21 protein-coding genes are annotated in these 21,828 nt (G+C 60.4%); 3 read left to right on the forward strand and 18 right to left on the reverse strand.

From position 1 onward, the window contains the following. Positions 1 to 82 precede the first annotated feature (82 nt). The gene (locus tag RB216_RS22075) at positions 83 to 2,230 is read right to left on the reverse strand and encodes a 3-hydroxyacyl-CoA dehydrogenase NAD-binding domain-containing protein (RefSeq protein WP_308907898.1); all 2,148 of its coding nucleotides are present in this window, start codon (positions 2,228 to 2,230) and stop codon (positions 83 to 85) included. Between the two features lie 16 nt (positions 2,231 to 2,246). Then, on the reverse strand, positions 2,247 to 3,452 hold the full coding sequence (locus tag RB216_RS22080) for an acetyl-CoA C-acetyltransferase (RefSeq protein WP_028617546.1): 1,206 nt from the start codon (positions 3,450 to 3,452) through the stop codon (positions 2,247 to 2,249). Positions 3,453 to 4,099: 647 nt separating this feature from the next. Here RB216_RS22080 and RB216_RS22085 point away from each other — a divergent pair. After that, positions 4,100 to 4,906, forward strand: a complete 807-nt coding sequence (locus RB216_RS22085) for a c-type cytochrome (RefSeq protein ID WP_028617547.1) — start codon at positions 4,100 to 4,102, stop codon at positions 4,904 to 4,906. Between the two features lie 39 nt (positions 4,907 to 4,945). On the opposite strand, the gene RB216_RS22090 is transcribed toward RB216_RS22085, so the two are convergent. From RB216_RS22090 to RB216_RS22155, 14 genes are all read right to left on the reverse strand, one after another. Beyond that, complete coding sequence (locus RB216_RS22090; protein WP_028617548.1) at positions 4,946 to 5,749, reverse strand: transglutaminase family protein; 804 nt, start codon at positions 5,747 to 5,749, stop codon at positions 4,946 to 4,948. Continuing rightward, positions 5,746 to 6,696 (reverse strand): alpha-E domain-containing protein, encoded by a 951-nt coding sequence (locus RB216_RS22095; protein ID WP_071493927.1) that lies wholly within the window; start codon positions 6,694 to 6,696, stop codon positions 5,746 to 5,748. The genes RB216_RS22090 and RB216_RS22095 overlap by 4 nt, the downstream gene beginning before the upstream one ends. Before the next feature lie 4 nt (positions 6,697 to 6,700). After that, complete coding sequence (locus RB216_RS22100; RefSeq protein ID WP_028617549.1) at positions 6,701 to 8,110, reverse strand: circularly permuted type 2 ATP-grasp protein; 1,410 nt, start codon at positions 8,108 to 8,110, stop codon at positions 6,701 to 6,703. A 400-nt stretch (positions 8,111 to 8,510) separates the two neighbouring features. Next, the gene (locus RB216_RS22105; RefSeq protein WP_010208429.1) at positions 8,511 to 8,852 is read right to left on the reverse strand and encodes a ribonuclease E inhibitor RraB; all 342 of its coding nucleotides are present in this window, start codon (positions 8,850 to 8,852) and stop codon (positions 8,511 to 8,513) included. 212 nt (positions 8,853 to 9,064) lie between these two features. After that, on the reverse strand, positions 9,065 to 9,301 hold the full coding sequence (locus RB216_RS22110; RefSeq protein WP_015885396.1) for a hypothetical protein: 237 nt from the start codon (positions 9,299 to 9,301) through the stop codon (positions 9,065 to 9,067). Between the two features lie 103 nt (positions 9,302 to 9,404). Continuing rightward, positions 9,405 to 10,010 carry an START domain-containing protein gene (locus tag RB216_RS22115; protein WP_028617550.1) on the reverse strand — a complete coding sequence of 202 codons (606 nt, stop codon included), beginning with the start codon at positions 10,008 to 10,010 and terminating at the stop codon, positions 9,405 to 9,407. Between the two features lie 41 nt (positions 10,011 to 10,051). Then, positions 10,052 to 10,306: a YkgJ family cysteine cluster protein gene (locus RB216_RS22120; protein WP_016979374.1), complete on the reverse strand. Its 255-nt coding sequence runs from the start codon at positions 10,304 to 10,306 to the stop codon at positions 10,052 to 10,054. 162 nt (positions 10,307 to 10,468) lie between these two features. After that, positions 10,469 to 10,954, reverse strand: a complete 486-nt coding sequence (locus RB216_RS22125) for a translation initiation factor 2 (RefSeq protein ID WP_122687238.1) — start codon at positions 10,952 to 10,954, stop codon at positions 10,469 to 10,471. A 104-nt stretch (positions 10,955 to 11,058) separates the two neighbouring features. After that, positions 11,059 to 12,498, reverse strand: a complete 1,440-nt coding sequence (locus RB216_RS22130) for an aminotransferase-like domain-containing protein (protein ID WP_015885400.1) — start codon at positions 12,496 to 12,498, stop codon at positions 11,059 to 11,061. Between the two features lie 277 nt (positions 12,499 to 12,775). Next, positions 12,776 to 13,591, reverse strand: coding sequence for an OmpA family protein (locus RB216_RS22135; protein WP_028617552.1), 816 nt, complete (start codon positions 13,589 to 13,591; stop codon positions 12,776 to 12,778). Continuing rightward, on the reverse strand, positions 13,588 to 13,950 hold the full coding sequence (locus tag RB216_RS22140; protein WP_016980006.1) for a DUF4398 domain-containing protein: 363 nt from the start codon (positions 13,948 to 13,950) through the stop codon (positions 13,588 to 13,590). The genes RB216_RS22135 and RB216_RS22140 overlap by 4 nt, the downstream gene beginning before the upstream one ends. A 9-nt stretch (positions 13,951 to 13,959) precedes the next feature. Next, a complete protein-coding gene (locus RB216_RS22145) occupies positions 13,960 to 14,775 on the reverse strand; it encodes a substrate-binding periplasmic protein (protein ID WP_068935399.1) in 816 nt (271 codons plus the stop codon). Between the two features lie 70 nt (positions 14,776 to 14,845). Continuing rightward, on the reverse strand, positions 14,846 to 15,775 hold the full coding sequence (locus RB216_RS22150) for an electron transfer flavoprotein subunit alpha/FixB family protein (RefSeq protein ID WP_028617554.1): 930 nt from the start codon (positions 15,773 to 15,775) through the stop codon (positions 14,846 to 14,848). Positions 15,776 to 15,777: 2 nt separating this feature from the next. After that, positions 15,778 to 16,527, reverse strand: coding sequence for an electron transfer flavoprotein subunit beta/FixA family protein (locus RB216_RS22155; protein ID WP_028617555.1), 750 nt, complete (start codon positions 16,525 to 16,527; stop codon positions 15,778 to 15,780). A 506-nt stretch (positions 16,528 to 17,033) separates the two neighbouring features. Between RB216_RS22155 and RB216_RS22160 the strand changes: the two genes are divergently transcribed. After that, the gene (locus RB216_RS22160) at positions 17,034 to 18,698 is read left to right on the forward strand and encodes an electron transfer flavoprotein-ubiquinone oxidoreductase (RefSeq protein WP_010208416.1); all 1,665 of its coding nucleotides are present in this window, start codon (positions 17,034 to 17,036) and stop codon (positions 18,696 to 18,698) included. Between the two features lie 193 nt (positions 18,699 to 18,891). Here RB216_RS22160 and RB216_RS22165 read toward each other — a convergent pair whose 3' ends face one another. Then, positions 18,892 to 19,785 (reverse strand): AraC family transcriptional regulator, encoded by an 894-nt coding sequence (locus RB216_RS22165; RefSeq protein WP_028617556.1) that lies wholly within the window; start codon positions 19,783 to 19,785, stop codon positions 18,892 to 18,894. Positions 19,786 to 19,966: 181 nt separating this feature from the next. Between RB216_RS22165 and RB216_RS22170 the strand changes: the two genes are divergently transcribed. Next, a complete protein-coding gene (locus RB216_RS22170; RefSeq protein ID WP_068935401.1) occupies positions 19,967 to 21,019 on the forward strand; it encodes an NAD(P)-dependent alcohol dehydrogenase in 1,053 nt (350 codons plus the stop codon). Here the strand turns inward: RB216_RS22170 and RB216_RS22175 are convergent, their stop codons facing one another. Then, entirely contained in the window at positions 21,020 to 21,823 is an 804-nt protein-coding gene (locus tag RB216_RS22175; protein WP_308907899.1) for an IclR family transcriptional regulator, read from the reverse strand. Positions 21,824 to 21,828: the final 5 nt, after the last annotated feature.

The following is a 21,828-nucleotide window of genomic DNA, read 5'->3' on the forward strand; positions in this document are numbered from 1 at the left end:
AAAATACCTGACACGGTGATGGGAATAATGCACACCCCAGAGCCTGCCTTGAAATACCCCTTCAAGGCAAGCCCCTCCTGCTTCACCGGAACACGTCACCTTGCGCCGCTTTCTCCAGCAACAATGCCGGTGGCGTGAAACGTTCGCCATATTGCTCGGCCAGGTAACGAGCGCGGGCGATGAAGTCGTTCAAACCGTACTGGTTGATGAACTGCAACGCACCGCCGCTCCAGGCCGCGAAACCAATGCCAAAGATCGAGCCCACGTTGGCGTCCGCCGTGGACATCAACACCCCCTCCTCCACACAGCGTACGGTCTCGATGGCCTGGATAAACAGCAAGCGGTCGCGCACATCCTGTGGCGAGATGCGTTGGTCGGGCCGTTCAAAGCGGCTTTTCAGCTCTGGCCAAAGGTATTTCTGTCCACCGTTGGGATATTCATAAAAACCGCCCCCCGCCGCCTTGCCCATGCGCTTGTATTCGTTGACCAACAGATCGATCACCGCCGTTGCCGGATGCGTCGGCACAGCCTTGCCTTCTGCCTGCAGATCCTTGGCCGTCTGCTGCCTTATATGACTCATCAGGCTGAGGGAAACTTCATCCGACACCGCCAGCGGCCCCACCGGCATGCCGGCTTTGCGCGCTTCGGTCTCGATCATCGGCGCTGCAACGCCTTCGCCAAGCATGGCGATGCCTTCGTTGGTGAAAGTGCCAAACACCCGCGAAGTGAAGAAGCCACGGCTGTCGTTGACCACGATCGGGGTTTTCTTGATTTGCAGCACGAAGTCGAAACCACGGGCCAGGGTTTCGTCGCTGGTGTGGGAACCCTTGATGATTTCCACCAGAGGCATCTTGTCCACCGGGCTGAAAAAATGCAGGCCGATGAACTTGGCTTGATCCGGCACCGCCGTGGCCAGCCCACTGATGGGCAAGGTGGAGGTGTTGGAGGCGATCACGGCGTCGGTGCCGACCACGTGTTGCGCGGCGGCTGAGACCTTGGCCTTGAGTGCGCGATCTTCGAACACCGCTTCGATGATCAGGTCGCAACCGGCCAGGTCGTCATCGCTGGCCGTAGGAAGAATCCGCGCCAAGGTGGTTTCCCGCTGTTCGGCGGTCAGTTGCCCACGGCTGACTTTCTTGTCCAGCAACGCCGCCGAATGCGCCTTGCCCTTCTCGGCGGCCGCAAGATTGATGTCCTTGAGCACCACCTCAATTCCCGCGCTGGCGCTGACGTAAGCGATGCCTGCGCCCATCATCCCGGCACCGAGCACGCCGACTTTGCGTGTAACGTTGGGCGCAAAACCTTGCGGCCGAGAACTGCCTGCGTTGATCTCATTGAGCTGGAACCAGAACGTGCCGATCATGTTCTTCGCCACTTGCCCCGTCACCAGCTCGGTGAAATAGCGCGTTTCGATCAGGTGTGCGGTGTCGAAATCCACTTGGGCGCCTTCGACGGCGGCGCAGAGGATTTTCTCCGGAGCGGGGAAACAGCCCTGGGTTTTACTGCGCAAAATCGAAGGCGCAATCGCCAGCATCTGCGCAACTTTCGGGCTCGATGGTGTACCACCGGGAATCTGGTAGGCCTTGTTGTCCCACGGTTGCTTGGCGTCCGGATTGGCCAGGATCCAGGCGCGGGACTTGGCCAGCAGTTCATCGCGATCCGCCGCCAGCTCATGCACCAGCCCGGCTTGCAGCGCCTGTTGCGGCCGGACCTTCTTGCCTTCGAGCAGATACGGCAAGGCCTTTTCCAACCCGAGCATGCGCACCATGCGCACCACCCCGCCGCCGCCCGGCAGCAGGCCCAAAGTGACTTCCGGCAAGCCAAGCTGCACCGATTTGTCGTCCAGCGCCACGCGGTAATGGCATGCCAGGCAAATCTCCCAGCCGCCCCCCAAAGCCGCGCCATTGATGGCGGCCACTACCGGTTTGCCGAGGGTTTCCAGCCGGCGTAGTTGCGCTTTCAGTACTTGCACGCCGTCGTAGAAATCCTTGGCATGGGCCTTGTCGACCGCGATCAGTTCATTGAGGTCGCCGCCGGCAAAAAATGTCTTTTTGGCCGAGGTAATCACCACCCCGGCAAAGCTGTCTTTTTCCGCCTCCAGGCGCTCCACCGTAGCCGCCATGGCCTCACGGTACGCGCCGTTCATGGTGTTGGCGCTCTGGCCGGGCATATCGAGGGTCAGCACCACGACGCCGTCCTGGCCTTTTTCGTAACGAATAGCTTGGGTCATGACAAATTCCTTGGGCTCAGAGGCGTTCGATAATGGTGGCGATGCCCATGCCACCGCCGACACACAGGGTGGCCAGGCCGTAGCGCTGCTGGCGCACTTCCAGCTCGTCGAGCAAGGTGCCGAGGATGGCGCAACCGGTGGCACCCAGTGGGTGGCCCATGGCGATGGAGCCACCATTCACGTTGACCCGCGCCGCGTCGATGCGCATGTCCTTGATGAACTTGAGTACCACCGAAGCAAAGGCTTCGTTGACCTCGAACAGGTCGATGTCTTCGACGCGCAACCCGGCCTTGACCAGAGCCTTGCGCGTAGCGGGCGCGGGGCCGGTGAGCATAATGGTCGGATCGGTACTGGTGACCGCCGTGGCGACGATACGCGCGCGGGGTTGCAGGCCCAGTTCGCGGCCCTTGGCCTCGGAGCCGATCAGCATCAACGCGGCGCCATCGACGATGCCGGAGCTGTTGCCCGGCGTGTGCACATGGTGGATGCGCTCCACATGGCTGTAGACCCGCAACGCGGTGGCGTCGAAGCCCATCTGCCCCATCATTTCAAAGCTGGGCTTGAGCTTGCCCAGGCCTTCCAGGGTCGAATCGCCCCGGATGAATTCGTCATGGTCCAGCAGCACAATACCGTTCTGGTCCTGCACCGCGATCAACGATTTATTGAAGGAACCTTCCGCACGCGCCCTAGCCGCTTTCTGTTGGGAATGTAGGGCGAAAGTGTCGACGTCTTCACGGGTAAAACCTTCCAGGGTCGCAATCAGGTCCGCGCCGATGCCCTGAGGAGTGAAGTGGCTGTGCATATTGGTCTGCGGGTCGAGCACCCAGGCGCCGCCGTCACTGCCCATGGGCACGCGCGACATGGACTCGACGCCACCAACCACCACCAGGTCTTCGAAGCCGGAGCGCACTTTCATTGCGCCCAGGTTGACGGCTTCCAGGCCCGACGCGCAAAAGCGGTTGATCTGCACACCGGCGACGCTGATGTCCCAGTCCGCAGCCAGGGCGGCAGTCTTGGCGATGTCGGCGCCCTGATCGCCGATCGGGGTCACACAGCCGAGCACGATGTCGTCCACCTGGTGGGTGTCGAGGTCGCTGCGTCGGGCCAGCGCGGTGAGCAGGCCGGCCACCAGGTTCACCGGCTTGACGCTGTGCAAGGCACCGTCGGCCTTGCCTTTGCCACGGGGCGTGCGTATCGCATCAAAGATCAAAGCTTGGGTCATGACGTCCTCGAACCGCTGTGCATGTGTGCCTCTACCTTAGGCCCGATTGACACGGTTTCAATGACGGATGCGCTCATTGCTTTTGACCCCCTCGCTCGGACGAACGGTAGTGTCCTAAGTTAATTGCCGGGTTAATCGTTTTAGCTGTCTAGCCAAGGCATTGGCGCCAAGATGGCGATATGCCTCATGCCTTTTTAAGCTGAATTGCTTATTAGTTGATATGAAATGAGTCTAAGCCAAGAAGAACGAGGGCTCTAAGGTTGAATCAGTAGGAAGTCGCTGCCGGGTTTTGCTGGAGCGGCTGTAAGAAAAGCGACACGTCATCTCGCCATACTGAAATAAAACCGGCACGCATTTGACGCTCAGGAATAACAACAAAAGGCAGTCAGCCATGTTCAAACATTCGAAAGTACGTCAGGCGGGACTCATTCTGTTCGCCACCACACTGATTCTGATCTTGCCCAATTTGACCAAGGTCATTGGGTGATCCCTCAACGCCCACATTCCGTGCCTTCACAGCACCGGGTTTGCAGCTTTTGGCAGCACCTGCCGGGACATTGCGCATAGCGGTCCTGCAGGGGCTGCCTTTTTGCGCGCCGATTTCCGGTATCGTGAGCGTCATTGCCACTTTCCACCGGGCCTCCCTCTTGAAACCGATCTTCGCCCTCCTCGCCTTGCTGATCGCGCTTCCCGTTTCGGCAGCACAATTGACCATCGAACTCGACCACACCCGCAAGACGTGGCAGACCGCTGACCTGCTCAAGCATCCACAGGCGCAAACGGTGCAGATCGTCGATGACGTTTCCTACAAACGCACCATGAGTTATCGCGCAGTGCCCTTGGCCGCACTCCTAACGGGACTGAAACCTGAAAGCCATCTGCAAGCCGTTGCGTTGGATGGTTTCGCCGCCGAACTCACGGCTGCGCCGCTGCTGGAGACCCACGGTGCACGCGCCTGGCTGGCGGTGGAAGATCCTGCCCAGCCATGGCCTGCACTGGCGGAAGGCAAACCCAGTGCCGGGCCGTTCTACCTGGTGTGGACTGACCCGCAAGCCGGGCGCATCAGCCCGGAGCAGTGGCCGTTCCAGATCTCCGGGATCAAACAGTTGAAGACGGTCGCGGAGCGCTTTCCGGCTTTGTTGCCCGATCCAAAACTGGCAGCCAATGACCCGATCAACCAGGGCTTTGTGCTGTTCCAGAAAAACTGCCTGGCTTGCCATCGCCTAAATGGCGCCGGCGATGCGCAGGTGGGGCCGGATTTGAACATTCCGTATAACCCCACTGAGTATTTTGGCGGTGATTTCCTCAAGCGCTATATTCGCGACCCGCAGAGCTTGCGGCATTGGCCGCAGGCGAAGATGCCGGCGTTTGCTGCCAGTGTGTTGCCGGACGGTGAGCTGGATTTGTTGGTGGGGTATTTGAAGCATATGGCCGGGCGCAAGCAACAACCCTGAGCCTGACGCAGCCGGCTCCTACAGTTGATCAGTGGTGAATTATTGCTGCTGGACGGAAATCACCGGCGTCGGCGCCACGAACACCTTGGCATGCATCTGCTCATGCCCGCCGCCACGGCGCATGCCGCGTACTGGGCAGGCGTCGAGGTAATCCAGCCCCACCGCCAACTTCAAATGCCGCTCCGGGCGGGCCAGTTGGTTGGTCACATCAAAGCTGTACCAGGCGTCCTCCAGCCAGGCCTCGGCCCAGGCGTGGCTGGCCAGGTGCGTGCTGTCCTCCGAGTACAAATACCCCGACACATACCGCGCCGGAATCCCCAGGCTGCGTGCACACGCCAGGAACGCATGCGTGTGGTCCTGGCAAACGCCTGCGCGGCCAGCGAAGGCCTGGGCGGCGCAGGTGTCGACTTCGGTGGCGCCAGGCGTGTAGACCATCGCCTGGTTGAGTGCGTGCATCAGGTCGATCAACGCGGTGCGATCACGACGTTGATGGCACTGCTGGTCGGCAAAGCTGCGCAAGGCTTCATCGGGTTCGGTCAGGCGGGTGCAACGCAGAAACGGGAATGCGGATTGGTGCTCATGTTCGGCCTCGCGTAACTCGTCGATATCCACCTGACCACGGGCGCCGATGATGATGGCATCGTGGGGTTCGTCCAGAGTCAGCACATGCAGGATGTTGCCGAATGGGTCCACCTGCGCCCGCACCGGGCGCGGCAGGTCGAGCTGCCAGCTAAGTACGTGCTGGCGTTCGCTGTCGTGGGGCGTCAGGCGCAGGTACTGGATGCTGGCGCGCACTTGGTCTTCGTAGTGGTAGGTAGTTTCGTGGCTGATGGAGAGTCTCATGCCGCCTCCAGGTAGGAACTGTAGATGGCGTCGCCCAACTGGCGGACCAAGGGGATAAAGTCGGTCAGCCAGGCGTGCAGGCCTTCCTCCAGGATTTCATCGATGGCGGTGAAGCGCAGGCGCGCGTCCATCTCGGCGGCCAGGCGCTGGGCCGGGCGGCCATTGATGCCAGGCAGGCTGGCGAGGATCTGGTCGATCTCTTCGCTGCAGGCACGCAGCGAGCGCGGCACATCGGCACGCAGCAGCAACAATTCCGCCACTTGCCGGGCACCGGGGGCATCGCGGTAGATCTCGGTGTAGGCCTCGAACGACGACAACGCGCGCAACAAGGCGCTCCATTGATAGTAGGCGTGGGCCGTGCCATCGGTGACGGCTTCGGCGCGGTCGCCCGCCATCTCATAGCGGGCGTCCAGCAGGCGCAGGGTGTTGTCGGCACGTTCGATAAAGGTGCCCAGGCGAATGAAGCGAAACGCATCGTTACGCATGATGGTGCCGTAGGTGGCGCCGCGAAACAGATGGGAACGCTCTTTTACCCACTCGCAGAAACGGCTCATGCCATAGCGGCTCAAGCCCTGCTGGGCGATGTCGCGAATATCCAGCCAGGTCGCGTTGATGTTTTCCCACATGTCGGCGGTAATTCGCCCACGCACCGCATGGGCGCTGGCCCGCGCCGCGCCCAGACAGCTGTAGATGCTGGCCGGGTTGGCCGCATCCAGGGCAAAAAAGTGCAACAGGCGCTCGGCGTGCAGTTCGCCGTGGCGTTCGTGGTAATCCTCCAGGGTGCCGGTGATCAACAGCGGCATGGCCAGTTCATGCAGGCCATCACCGCGCCCGTCCTGCGGCATCAGCGACAGCGAATAGCTGACATCGAGCATGCGTGCGAGGTTTTCCGCACGTTCCAGGTAGCGCGACATCCAGTACAAATCCGAGGCAGTTCTACTCAACATGGCATCAGTCCTCGACCACCCAGGTGTCTTTGGTGCCGCCACCCTGGGACGAGTTGACCACCAGCGAGCCTTCGCGCAATGCCACACGGGTCAGGCCACCGGGGACCACACGGGTTTCCTTGCCGGACAACACGAACGGGCGCAGGTCGATATGACGTGGCGCAATGCCGTTTTCGACAAAGGTCGGGCAGGTGGATAAACACAGGGTTGGCTGGGCGATATAGGCGTGGGGCTTGGCCTTGATACGCGCACGGAAGGCTTCGATTTCCGCCGCTGTGGACGCGGGGCCGACCAGCATGCCGTAGCCGCCCGAACCCTGGGTTTCCTTCACCACCAGGTCGGGCAGATTGGCCAGCACGTGGGACAGTTCGTCGGGCTTACGGCACTGGAAGGTCGGAACATTCTTCAGGATAGGTTCTTCATCCAGGTAAAAACGGATCATCTCGGTGACGAAGGGGTACACCGACTTGTCATCCGCCACGCCGGTGCCGATGGCATTGGCCAGCACCACATTGCCGGAGCGATAGGCTGCGAGCAGGCCGGGCACGCCGAGCATGGAGTCCGGGTTGAAGGCCAACGGATCGAGGAACGCGTCATCCAGGCGACGGTAGATCACATCCACGGCCTTGGGCCCGTCGGTGGTGCGCATGAAGACGCGGTCATCACGCACGAACAGATCGGCGCCTTCCACCAGTTCCACGCCCATTTCTCGAGCGAGAAAGGCATGTTCGAAGAACGCGCTGTTGAAGCGCCCGGGGGTCAGCACGACCACGCTGGGGTTATCCAGGGGGCTTGAGCTTTTCAGCGTGTCGAGCAGCAAATTGGGGTAATGGTCGATAGGCGCGATGCGCTGGGCAGCGAACAGTTCGGGGAACAGGCGCATCATCATCTTGCGGTCTTCGAGCATGTAGCTGACGCCGCTCGGTGTACGCAGGTTGTCCTCCAGCACGTAGTAAGTGCCGTCACCGTCGCGTACGAGGTCGACGCCGGAGATGTGGGAGTACAAGTCACGGTGCAAGTCCAGGCCCTGCATCGCCAACTGGTATTGCTCGTTCGCCAGCACCTGTTCGGCGGGAATGATTCCGGCCTTGATGATGCGCTGTTCGTGATACAGGTCAGCGAGAAACATGTTCAGCGCCTTGACCCGTTGGATACAGCCGCGCTCGACAATCCGCCATTCGCTGGCGGGGATGCTGCGCGGGATGGTATCGAAGGGAATCAACCGTTCGGTGCCTTGCTCGTCCCCGTAGAGCGTGAAGGTGATCCCGGCACGGTGAAACAGCAAATCGGCTTCGCGCCGGCGCTGGGCCAGCAGATCATCTGGGGTGTCGGCCAACCAGCGGGCGAACTCGCGGTAATGAGGCCGGACCTGGCCTGCCCCATCGTACATTTCATCGTAATAAGTGCGGATCATGCCGAACTCCTTGTCACCCGGGCGCTAGAACCATCGCAAGGCCCGTGCCAGCGGCATAAACACTTAAGAATCAGTGAGTTGAATTACAACCAGAATCCAGCCGCACCGTCCTGGTGCGCAGAATGCCCGGTGCACCGCCCGACGCTTCATCGCAATGCGGGCTTTGACTATCAACAGCATAGTCAGAGTTGATTTCACTGCCCGGCCCAAGCTACGGATAATCGCCCCATCTGCTGAACTGCCTTCAGCGAACCGCTCTTCCCTTTAAGCCACCCTCTTGGGTGGTTTTTTTTTGGTGCGTAAAAATAGCGCGCAAGTTCCGAGAATTTTCCTACGGCACAAACAAAATCGGCCGACCCAAAGGTCAGCCGATACGCTGCGTTTCTCATACTTCAAGCTGCTACATGGGTAACCCACGCACCTCCTGCTTCACGCCCCATCCCTCGATGATCCCGCCCAGCGGCTCGACCACCGCCCCGAAGTCTTGCTCAAAGTCTCCAATGCCATCGTAGGTGGCGGACATGATTTTGCTCAGCTCCAGGTACCAGGCGCCATCGTCGCGCGCACTGACCTGGGCATTCAGGGATTCCCCACGAAACTCACCCGCCGCCCTGCGCGCACGTTCCTCATCCGGGAAAATGGCGTAGAACTCGATGGGGTGGAAACGCGAGAAGTCGAAGCCGCCCTCTTTCATGCGGCGCAGAACGTTGGTGCTGATGTCTTCTTGATAGGCTGTGCTCATGAAAAGTGCTCCTCGAATTGATGGATAGACTTTCCGTGCTTCCCGAAGCCCACGCCCTACTGGCGTGGGGACTACGGCAACAACATCACCGCTGGAAAACAAGCATGTAGCTGACAAGACCAGAACTAGCGATTCATTCGCTGATCTCACTTGCAGAGTAGCGCGAAGCTATCACCTCCACCAGAGGTGCTTTAAGGGTGTACAGGGAATGTTCAGGCGGCGGGAGAGATGTCGAGGATCTGGATACTGTTCTGGTCTTTGAGGATCTTGACCGTAGGTTCGGGCTTGCGGCCCTCAAGGTCATTGAGGTCCAACTCGGCGGCGACGGGCACCAGCTTGTTGCGAATCATGTGTGCCGCATCTTCGAGGCTGGGCTTCTGATCGCAGGTGAACTGCTCGACGGACTGCACGCCGTGATCATCAACGAAGGTAATCTGCCACTTTTGCATCGGTGCCTCCTCGATAAAACCCATGTGTGGGCTTACCTCTATCTGGACCTTGGGGGCTCGGAAAACGTTCCACCCAAGGTAGGAGACACCTGATCAGTTGCGCTTACTTTTCAGCGTGTTCTTTCAAGGCTTTCAAGGTGTTGAACGGCGCATCCACCACGAACTTGTTGGCCAGCCACGAGGGCACGCTGCCGCCTGGCTCGGTGTGCACCTGGTAGGTAACTTCGGTTTGGTTGTCGCCCTTAGGCACCAGTTTCCAGAAGCCGTCGACCTGGGCGACACGTACGTAGCCTTTTTCTTCGGGCTTGTAAGTCGGCACGCCTTCCAGCTTACGGGTCAGCGTGCCGTCGGCCGCCTTGGTGGTGGTGATATGCAGGTAGGAATCACGATCCGTCACGGGGAACGGGGCCTTGAATTGGGTGTAGGTCCAACTCTCGTCGCCTTTCTTGTCGACCAGCTTCTGGGATTTGCACTCGTGGATCCAGGCACAGGCACCGGCTACGTCTTCCTGGAGGGCGACGATTTTTGCCAACGGCGCCTTGATCACGGTCACACCGCGATACGCCTTGTATTTGGAGCCGGCAATCTCGCTCAGGGACACTTTGATACCGTCTTCGTCCTTGGCGACTTGCCAATCTTCAGCCTGGGCAGTGGCAGCAAACAACACCGTAAAACCGCACAACACAGCCATTCGTTTCAGCGAACCCATTGTTGTATTCCTTATTGTTGAAGTTCCGATAGTAAAGCCCATCAAGCCGCCGTCATCTGCTCCCACCAGCCGATCAAACGGATTGCATCGGCCTGGTCGGTGCCGCAGACCTCGAGATCCGCCTTGAAATCACTGCACACTGCCGGTCGCTCCGGCTGACCGAAAATCTGACATAACAGTTCGACCGATAGGTGCACACAGCGAACGCCTGCCGGTTTGCCCTGTGGCATTCCGGGTAAAGGCGAACTGATGGAGGGGGCGATGCAGCACGCGCCACAGCCTTCACGGCAATTCATGACCAGCAGGTCCTCGACGACTCAATGTGGATGGCCGGGCTAGAGTACGCCCTAAAACAGCCGTTTTAAAATGGTCTAACAGGGGTTTTTCGCAGAAAACAAAAGTGACTGACCAGTCTCCGACACATGGTCGGCGGTCCACGTCACCTTTGTGGGAAAAGTTTACTGCTTGAACTCGAAATCCAACGCTGCACCTTCCACCTCACGCCGTTCTTCGTTGCGCAATTGCAGCTTCATTTCATTGCTGAGCAGGCGGCCGTTGATCTGGAAGGCACTGTTGTCGGTGGGTTTCTCGCCAAACATCGGCGGCAGCAGGGGCACACTCTTGGGCTTGGGCATGGTGCCGATGGGCTGCAGGTGCCTGACCATGTCTGACGGCAACGACAGGTCCAACTGCGCCGGTGGCAATTGTGTCTGCGTCACTTCGCGCGACGCCTTGGACTTACTGGCCGCACGTTTTTTGGCGGCAGCAGTGGGTTTCTTCACCGCTGGCGCTTTTTTTACGGGGGCCGGTTTTTTTGCGGGGGTAGTCTGCTCGGTACCAGCGACCGGCTTGGTTTCGCTCACAGGTGCCGCCGCCAGCGCTGTGCCGACGTTGCACAGGCTTAACAGGCCAATCACCAAAACCGCACGAAAAATCGAAGTCATATTGCCTACAGCTTTAACGGCAGAGGGCCATATGCTCGCTTGTTGTGCGCGGCATGACAAGCGCGGTGATTAGCTTGCTATAGGATTTGTCCCCTATCTGAGCGTCACAGTCCGGCGGCGGTTTCCTGGCAGAGCTGGCTCGCCAGCATCCCCAACGTCATCAGCGCCCGCTCTGCCTCGCGGTTCCACGGCGTGCCGCAGTTGAGGCGAATACAGTGGTTGAACTGCTCGGTGTTACTGAAGATCAGCCCCGGCGCGATGCTGATGCCCTGTTGCAGTGCACGTACGTGCAGTTCCTGGGTATTGACCCGGCCGGGCAAACTGACCCACAGGATGAAGCCGCCGGTCGGACGCGTCATCTGGGTGCCTTCCGGGAAATATTGCTGCACGGCCAGTTGGAAGGCGCTGAGGTTCTTGCGGTACTCCTGGCGGATGTAACGCAGGTGCCGGTCGTAACCGCCGTTTTCCAGGTACGCAGCGACGCCCATCTGCGTGACGCTGCACGCGGAGTGGGTGCTGAACATCTGCAAGCGCTGGATCTCCTGCTGGTACTTGCCGGCAATCATCCAACCGATGCGCACGCCGGGAGACAGTGTCTTGGAAAAGCTGGAGCAATAGATCACCCGATCCAGACGATCATAGGCCTTCAGGGCCTTGGTGCGGCCCAGTTCGAACATCAGCTCGCCGTAGATATCGTCCTCGACAATCTGGATATCGAAGTCCGACGCCAGGCGCAGCAACTGTTTCTGCCGTTCTTCGGGCATGGTACCGCCCAGCGGGTTACTCAACCGCGTGGTCAGCACCAGCGCCTTGATCGACCATTGGTTGGCCGCCAGTTGCAGGGCTTCCAGGCTCATGCCGGTGGACGGGTCGCTGGGGATCTCAATGACTTTGAGGCCCAACAGGTCGGCCAATTGCAGCAAGCCGTAATAGGTCGGTGATTCAGCGGCAATCAGGTCGCCAGGCCGCGTCAGTACGCGCAGCGACATTTGCAAGGCATCGACGCAACCGTGGGTGATCACCACTTCGGAAGGGTCCACCACCACGCCTGCATCACGCATGCGGATCGCCACCTGGCGACGCAGCGGTTCGAAACCGGGGCTGAACATGTAGCTGAATGCCCGTGGGCTCTGGAAGCGCGTGACCTTGGCCAACTGCTGGTGCAGCGCGCGTACCGGCAGGTAATCCACGCTCGGCACGGCGGCGCCCAGCGGGAACACCCCTTCGCGGCGCGACTCGCCCAACACCTGCTGGATGATACTGCTGCGGGTGACCAGGCCCGGGCGTTCGACCCGGGCGATGTCCGGCGTCGGTGCGGTGAGTGCTGGCGTCTGGTGCACGTAATAGCCGGACTGCGGCCGCGCCCGAATCAGCCCCTGGTCTTCCAGGTTGGCGTAAGCCTGCAACACCGTGGCGTGGCTCACGTTCAACTGCGAGCTCATCTTGCGCACCGAAGGCACGCGCTCGCCCGGTTGATAGACACCGCGCCGGATATCCTCAGCCAGTTGCTGGGCGATACGTTGGTAAAGCAACAGATTGGTCATGACGCAGCACTCGATTTCACGGGTATTTTATTTTTGTGTGAAACATACCGGCACAGTTTAGAAGTGTACGGGGACAGTTGCCACAATAGTCGAGCGCGGGCGGGAGTGACAGTAAAAACTGTAATGCTAAGGCGCATAAAAAAACCGATCATTGACCGGCTTACGCCACCTGTAGGAGCTGGCTTGCCAGCGATGCAGGCAACTCGGTCTATCAGGTAAACCGAGGCGATGCTATCGCCGGCAAGCCAGCGCCTACAGGTTGATCTGTGTCAGTTGCCTAACGAGCGGCGCCCAATTGGCCTTTTTCGTCGGAGAACACAATTTCCACGCGTCGGTTCTGCGCCCTGCCCCGCTCGGACGCATTGGCCTCCACCGGGTACTGGTCGCCATACCCCTCGACCTGGATGCGTTTTTCGTCGATGCCCAGGTCAACCAGCACATCCGCCACCGACTGTGCGCGGTCACGCGACAGTTTGAGGTTTTCGCGCTCGCCGCCGGTATTGTCGGCATACCCCTCGATGCGCACCACGCGCTTGGGGTTGAGTTGCAGGAACTGTACGATTTTCAGCACCGTGCGGTTGGCCGAGTTTTTCAGCTCTGCTTCACCGGTATCGAACAGCACATCGCCCAGGGTCATCACCAGGCCACGGTCGGTTTGGGTAGTAGCCAGGCTGGCGATCTGTTCTTCAAGCCATTTGCCCTGCTGCTGCACGCTGATCAGCTTGTTTTCACGCAGGGCCAATTGCAGGCGCTGGCGCTCCAGTTCGAGCTTTACACCCCGCTCTTGGTTGAGCGCCTGTTCGGTATGTTCGCGGGCGATGGCGCTGTAGCGTTGGCTCAGGTAGGCGTAATGCACTACATCGGCACCGCTGCCCCAGTAGCTGGACAAGCGATCGGCGCGCGCCAGGGATTCACCGGCGCGGATCACGTCCTTGGGCGCAAAACGCAGCACGTTGGCGTCTTCCTTGACTTGCTGGAAGTCGTTACTTGCCTGCTGCAAAGCCTGCTCGCTGTCGGGATGGGTGGCGCAACCGCCCAACACGGCGGTGCCCAACAGTACCGCACAGCTCAAACCGCGGATCATCGGGCTCATTGGGCTTCTCCCAACTGCAACTGCTTGCGCAGACGGGTGATGCGGGCGTTGAGCACGTTCAACTGTTCCTGGCTCTTGCGGGTCAGCACTTGGGCTTCGGCCAGGCGTGCATCCAGTTCGGCTTGCTCGAAACGCATACGTGCGTTTTTGTAGGATTGGTCGGCCATGCTCGACTTGGCCCGGGCGAACTTGGCTTCAGCCAGTTTCAATTCAGGCGATTCATCCGCGTTGGCCCCCACGGCACTGGCTTGCTCCAAGGCTTGCTGGGTGAGGCGCATTTGTTCATTCGGCGCAGGATCGGCTGCACATCCCGCCAGAGCGACAACGGCGAGGGCCGCGAAAAGAGGTCGAAGAGTCACTGAAAATCCCTACTTTGTTGGGGTGCCGACGGGTTGCTGCAATTGCGCTTTCCAGCGCTCCAGATTGCTCTGCAACGCAGCTTGCGCCACACCGGACGCGGGCAATTCTGTCATCTTTTTGGCCAGCTGTCCGCGCAGCCACGGATCATTGCAGGCCGAGTTGTGGGAAATCGCCAGGTACAGGCCCGGCTGGTCGATGGGAATATCACGGGCAACCAAGTCGTTGCTCATGCCCAAGGTCTGCGCCATGGCCATACCGGAATAACGCCCGGCGAGCACGTAGTCCACTTCACCCAGCAGCAGTTTCTGGAACGCTGGCGTCAGTGACGGCAGGCGTTGCAGGCTCAGTTGCTCACCGGCGAAGGTTTCGAAGGCCGCGCTCAAACGCGCACGTTCCGACACTGCGCCTTTGTGCCCGTGCAGGTCGGCGGGCGTGGCATAGGCCAGCGCCGAGTCCTTGCGCGTCCACACCAGATAGTCGAGCTGCACCAGCGCCGGATGGATGTAGTCGAGAGTTTCCAGCTCGCCCAGGTTCAGCGGCGCGTCGGCGAGGATATCCATGCGCCCGCTGCGCACTTCCTCCAGGGCCAGGGAGCGTTTGCCACCGTAGAGCAGGTCGACTTTCAAGCCGAGGTCCTTGCCCACTTGTTGCAATACATCGGCGGTGGCGCCGATCAGGTGCGTGGGGTCTTGCGGGTCGCGCCAGAGCAACGGCGGTGCGTCCGGGCTGCCGGTGATCACCAGGCGATCGCATTTGCCGGCTGCCAGCGACAGCGTCGGCAGCAATGTGAGGCCCAGCAGTACCGCCCAAGGGCGCAATTCCATGGCGTGTGTCTCCAAGTCAAAAAAAAGCCCGGTCACAAGGACCGGGCTCTTTATAAGTGAAGCGACTGGATTAGACCAGCTTCTCCAACTCAGGGACGGCTTCGAACAAGTCCGCCACCAGGCCGTAATCAGCCACCTGGAAGATCGGCGCTTCTTCGTCCTTGTTGATCGCAACGATCACTTTGGAGTCTTTCATACCGGCCAAGTGCTGGATCGCGCCGGAGATACCGACGGCGATGTACAGCTGTGGCGCAACGATCTTGCCGGTCTGGCCGACCTGCATGTCGTTGGGTACGAAACCTGCGTCAACGGCCGCGCGGGAAGCGCCGACCGCAGCGCCCAGCTTGTCGGCCAGGGCGTACAGGTGCTTGAAGTTGTCACCGTTCTGCATGCCACGGCCGCCGGAAACGACGATCTTGGCAGCGGTCAGCTCAGGACGATCCGACTTGGCCAGCTCTTCGCCTACGAAGCTGGAAGTGCCAGCGTCGTGGGCAGCCGCAACGGCTTCAACGGCAGCCGAACCACCTTCGGCGGCAACCGGGTCGAAACCGGTAGCACGCACGGTGATGACTTTGACCGAAGCGTTGGACTGTACGGTAGCGATGGCGTTACCGGCGTAGATTGGGCGCTTGAAGGTGTCGGCGCTTTCAACCGAAATGATCTCGGAGATCTGGTCAACGTCCAGCTGCGCGGCAACGCGTGGCAGGATGTTTTTGCCGTTGGAGGTAGCAGCAGCCAGGATGTGGCTGTAGCCAGCGCCCAACTCAGCTACCAGCGGCGCAACGTTTTCTGGCAACTGATGCGCGTAGGCGGCATTGTCAGCGTTCAGGACTTTGCTCACGCCCGCGATTTTCGCAGCGGCTTCAGCCACGGCGCCAGCGCCCTGGCCGGCAACCAGTACGTGAATGTCGCCACCGATTTTAGCGGCGGCAGCCACGGTGTTCAGGGTGGCCGGGGCCAGCACCTTGTTATCGTGTTCGGCGATTACGAGGATAGTCATGATCAGATCACCTTCGCTTCGTTTTTCAGTTTCTCGACCAGTTCGGCCACCGACTTGACCTTGATGCCCGCGCTGCGTGCAGCCGGTGCTTCAACCTTGACGGTCTTGTTGGTGGAGGCGGTGGAAACGCCCAAAGCTTCAGGAGTAACCGACTCAAGCGGCTTCTTCTTGGCTTTCATGATGTTTGGCAGGGACGCGTAGCGCGGCTCGTTCAAACGCAGGTCGGTGGTGACGATGGCCGGCAGCTTCAGGGAAACGGTCTGCGCGCCGCCGTCGATTTCACGGGTTACAGCTACGCTGTCGCCGCTCACTTCGACTTTGGAAGCGAAGGTGCCCTGGCCGTAACCGGTCAGTGCAGCCAGCATTTGGCCGGTCTGGTTGTTGTCGCTGTCGATGGCCTGTTTGCCGAGGATCACCAGCTGAGGCTGTTCCTTGTCGACAACGGCTTTGAGCAGCTTGGCCACGGCCAGGGAGGTCAGCTCTTCAGCGGACTCGACCAGGATGGCGCGGTCGGCACCCAGTGCCAGGGCGGTACGCAGCTGCTCTTGAGCAGTGGTAGGGCCGATGGAAACCACGACGATTTCAGTTGCCACGCCTTTCTCTTTCAGGCGGACGGCTTCTTCCACAGCGATTTCGCAGAAAGGGTTCATCGACATCTTGACGTTAGCAAGGTCGACGCCGGAATTGTCCGCCTTGACGCGAACTTTCACGTTGTAATCGACAACGCGTTTGACAGCTACAAGAACCTTCATGGATTCCTCGTTACTCTCCGGTGAAAAGAAAGTCGCCTAGGCGAACCTGGCGGTTGATGCTCATCGGCACACAAGGGCACCTCCAAAAACGCAGGCGGCGACCTTGCTCACGGGAAATGATGACCGTTCGTCAGGGGTGACTGAGAGGTCATTCTTTATCGCAGCGTGTAAACTGCGCGCCATTGTCTGGACGCGCGCCACCTGTCTCGCTTTTGGACGTGCTCTTGAAACCTGCAGTCTGCCTACGGTTAGCGCAAAACCGACCGTATATTGACCGGAACACCTATTCTGGTCAATACGGCAAAATAGCCAGTCATAAGCCGCACCACTTTGATTTACCTAGCCTGCGGGCAATTCAAACAAACGTTTGTATTGGACGCTAGCAGTGGTGTAGATATAATGCGCCACCTAGAGAGAAAGGTGGGTCTTGCCGTTGCCGCAAGACAACACCGAACCTCCACCCATTAGAAAAAAAAGCCTGTTGAGCCTTGAGTAGGAGATAGCCTGTGGAACGCGAATACATGGAATTCGACGTGGTCATCGTCGGCGCTGGCCCGGCGGGACTGTCTGCCGCCTGCCGACTGAAGCAGAAGGCCGCCGAAGCCGGTAAGGAAATCAGCGTCTGCGTGGTCGAGAAAGGCTCCGAAGTCGGCGCGCATATCCTCTCCGGTGCCGTGTTCGAACCACGCGCCCTGAACGAACTGTTCCCGGACTGGAAAGAACTCGGCGCCCCGCTCAACACTCCGGTGGTGCGCGATGACATCTATGTACTGCGCAGCCCCGAAGCCTCCACCAAGGTGCCTGACTTCTTTGTGCCCAAGACCATGCACAACGAAGGCAACTACATCATCTCCCTGGGCAACCTGTGCCGCTGGCTGGCCCAGCAGGCCGAGAACCTGGGCGTGGAAGTCTACCCAGGCTTCGCCGCACAGGAAGCGTTGTTCGACGAAAACGGCGTGGTGCGCGGGATCATCACCGGCGACCTCGGCGTCGACCGTGAAGGCAACCCGAAAGAAGGCGTCTACACCCCCGGCATGGAACTGCGCGGTAAGTACACGCTGTTCGCCGAAGGTTGCCGTGGCCACATCGGCAAGCAACTGATCCAGCGTTTCAACCTGGACAGCGACGCCGACGCCCAGCATTACGGCATCGGCCTGAAGGAAATCTGGGAAATCGACCCAGCCAAGCACCAACCTGGCCTAGTGGTGCACACCGCTGGTTGGCCGCTGGACATCATGAGCGCCGAAAACACCGGCGGCTCGTTCCTCTATCACCTGGAAAACAACCAGGTGGTGGTCGGCTTGATCGTCGACCTGTCCTACAGCAACACCTTCCTGTCGCCGTTCGATGAGTTCCAGCGCCTCAAGCACCACCCGGTGCTGGCCCAATACCTAGAAGGCGGCAAGCGCATCAGCTACGGCGCACGCGCCATCTGCAAAGGCGGCCTGAACTCGCTGCCGAAGATGGTCTTCAAGGGCGGCGCGCTGATCGGTTGCGACCTCGGCACCCTGAACTTCGCCAAAATCAAGGGCAGCCATACCGCGATGAAGTCCGGCATGCTCGCCGCCGACGCCGTGGCCGACCGCCTGTTCGCCGAATCCGAAGGCGGTGATGAACTGACCGCTTACGTCGACAGCTTCAAGTCCAGTTGGCTCTACGAAGAACTGTTCGCCAGCCGCAACTTCGGCCCGGCGATGCACAAGTTCGGCCCGATCATCGGCGCCGGCTTCAACTGGTTCGACCAGAACATCCTGGGCGGCAAAATGCCGTTCACCCTGCACGACACCAAGCCGGACTACGCCTGCCTCAAGCTGGCCAAGGACAGCAAGAAAATCGACTACCCGAAACCCGACGGCAAGCTGAGCTTCGACAAGTTGAGCTCGGTGTTCATCTCCGGTACCAACCACGAAGAAGAGCAACCGTGCCACTTGAAGCTCAAGGACCCGAGCATCCCGATCGGCACCAACCTGCCGCTCTACGATGAACCGGCGCAGCGCTACTGCCCGGCCGGCGTGTATGAAGTGATCACCAAAGAAGACGGCGAGAAGCGCTTCCAGATCAACGCCCAGAACTGCGTGCACTGCAAGACCTGTGACATCAAGGACCCTTCGCAGAACATCACCTGGGTCACACCGGAAGGCGCGGGCGGGCCGACTTACCCGAATATGTAAGCCCGCTGCTTGAATAAAAAAAGGCTCCCAAATGGGAGCCTTTTTTGTGGCCCGAAAAAAGCCAGTCACCTCGGTCAAATGTGGGAGCGGGCTTGCTCGCGAAGGCGGCCTGTCAGTTGAGGAATGTGTTAGCTGACCCACCGTATTCGCGAGCAAGCCCGCTCCCACATTTACGGTGTTGTGCCTGGTGGAATTATGCGGCGCGTTCTTCACCGGGATTGCGCAGGAAATAGCGCTTATATTCCCGACTGAACTGCGACGTACTCTGATAACCCACGTTATGCGCCGCCTGCGCTACGCCCATGCCCTCCACCAGCAGCAGTTGCTGGGCCTTGAGCAAGCGCAGCCGCTTCAGGTACTGCACCGGCGACAACAACGTGCAGCGTTTGAAATGCTCATGAAACGTCGACGCACTCATGTGCGCATACCCCGCCAGCGTCTCGATATTCAGCGGCTCGGCGTAATGGGCATGCAGGTGATTCAGCGACGTGGCGATCCGCGAAAACTGCCCCTGTTGTTCCACCAGCGCCCGCAACACATCCGCCTGCGGGCCACGCAACGCGGTGAACAACACTTCCCTGACCCGCGCCGGGCCCATGATCCGGCTTTCCAGCGGATCGTGCAGGCATTGCAATAGTCGCTCGACAGCGCCGCGCATTGCGTCATCGAGCATCACCGAGCTCATCGACTCCAGCGTCTGTGCGGTCGGTGGCGGTCCGGCCTGAATGCCCATGGCCATGACCAGTTCACCCAGCACCACGCGGTCAATGCCCACCGTGACGCCGTACAACGGCGCATCGGACGCCATGGCAAACGTCTCGCACTCGAACGGCACCGGCATCGCCTGGATCAGGTAATGCCCGGCGCCATACTCCAGCGTACGCGGGCCGAGGTAGGCAACTTTGCTGCCCTGGGCCACGAACATCAGGCTTGGCTCGTAGATCTGCGGCCCACGCGCCACGTCGCAACTGGCGCGCAGTACCTGCACGCCAGGCAAGTTCGTCGGCGAGAAACCGTCGCAGGGCGTGAGCCCTTCAATCAAGGCAACCAGCGTGGCGTTGGCATCGAGATGGCGGGTGAGCAACATGGCAAAAAACTTCGCGAAAAGGGGATGAGAGCATCATCGCAGGTCTCGCGTCACAAGGATCCAAACACGGGGCACTCCCGGACGAATAGGCATGAGACTCGGAGCAATCGCCATGGCCGCATCAGGACCCGGCGCGGAGAATGCGCCACCTCACCTGTCATTGCTTTTGCGAGGTCTCCCCATGTACACCGCCATCGGTTACGCCGCCCAGTCGGCCACCACTCCCCTCGCCCCCATGTCGTTCCAGCGCCGCAGCCCACGCGCCGATGACGTGGCGATCGAGATCCTGTACTGCGGCGTGTGCCACTCCGACATCCACCAGGCACGCAACGAGTGGGGCATCGCCGTGTACCCGCTGATGCCCGGCCACGAGATCGTCGGCAAAGTCACCGCCGTTGGCGCCAACGTCACCGCGCACAAAATCGGTGATCTGGTCGGCGTGGGCTGCATGGTCGATTCGTGCCGTCACTGCGACGCCTGCCAATCGAACCTGGAGCAATACTGCCTCGAAGGCCCGACCATGACCTACGCCACCCCGGACCGCGTTGACGGCAGCAACACCATGGGCGGTTACTCCGACAGCATCGTGGTCAGCGAACATTTCGTGGTGAAGATCCCGGCCAAGCTCGACCTGGCCAGCGCCGCGCCGATCCTGTGTGCCGGCATCACCACCTACTCGCCGCTCAAGCACTACGGCGTGAAGGCCGGCGATAAAGTCGGCGTGCTCGGCATGGGCGGCCTGGGCCATATGGGCATCAAGTTTGCCAAGGCCATGGGCGCGGAAGTGACCTTGTTCACGCGCTCGGCAAGCAAGGCCGAAGAAGGCCGTCGCCAGGGCGCCGATCATGTGATCGTGTCCACCGACGAAGCCCAGATGAAAGCCGCCGCCGGGCACTTTGACTTCCTGCTGGACACCATTCCGGTGCAACACGACCTGAACCCCTACCTCGACGTGCTGCGCTTTGACGGCGTGCACATCCTGGTCGGCCTGATCGAGCCGGTGGACCCGCCCGTCAACGCCGCCAAGCTGGTGCTGGGCCGTAAGGTACTGGCCGGTTCCCTGATCGGTGGCATTGCCGAAACCCAGGAAGTCCTGGATTTCTGCGCCGAGCACGGCATCACCTGCGACATCGAAATGCTCGACATCCGCAATATCAACGAAGCCTATAGCCGCATGATCGCCGGCGACGTGAAGTACCGCTTTGTCATCGACATGGCGACCCTGAAGGCCTGATCAGGCCTTCGCGCCCAACTCCGCCGACAGCCGGGCTGCGACCTGTTTGACCACAGGAATCAGCTCGGCCATTTTCTCCAGCGGCATGTACGGCACGGTACTGGCGATGCTGATACCGGCGACAATGCGCCGGCTGGCATCGCGAACCGGTGCCGCCACGCAACGGATCGATGGTTCGTTGTCTTCCAGGTCGAACGCATAACCGCCCACCACGTATTCATGCATGCGCTGCTCGAACTGCGCCCAGGATTGCTCCTGGTGCTGCGGCCACTGCAGGCTTTTCCCACCGGCTGGCAGGCTGGCTTCGTACAGTCGTTGCCACTCTGCGACCGTGTCATCCAGCAGCAATGCCTTGCCGATCCCGGTGCGTGCCAGCGGCATGCGATGGCCGACCCGTGAGCGCATTTCCGGGCCATTGCGGCCGGGGTTCTTGTGCAGGTACAGCACGTCGTCGTATTCACGGATGGCCAGGTGGATGGTGTCGCCGGTCAGCGCCGACAACTCATCCAGATACGGAATGGCCAAGGTCACCAGCGGCAGCTCTTCGCGTGCCTGAAAACCCAGCTCGATCAACTTCGGCCCCAACAGGTAACCGACCTGCGGCACCACGCGCAGGTAACGCTCTTCCACCAAGCAACTGGCCAGACGGTGGGTGGTGCTGCGGGTGGTACCGATGCGCTTGGCGATCTCTTTCAGATCCCGCGCACCGGCCGCCACCGCCTGCACCACGCCCAGGCCACGCAGCAGGGTCTGGGTGCCGGTGGGGGCGGCGTCTTTGACGGGAGTGTGGGCGTTTTCCTGCATATCGG

The organism is Pseudomonas canadensis (genome assembly GCF_030980095.1).
Lineage (GTDB): Bacteria > Pseudomonadota > Gammaproteobacteria > Pseudomonadales > Pseudomonadaceae > Aquipseudomonas > Aquipseudomonas canadensis.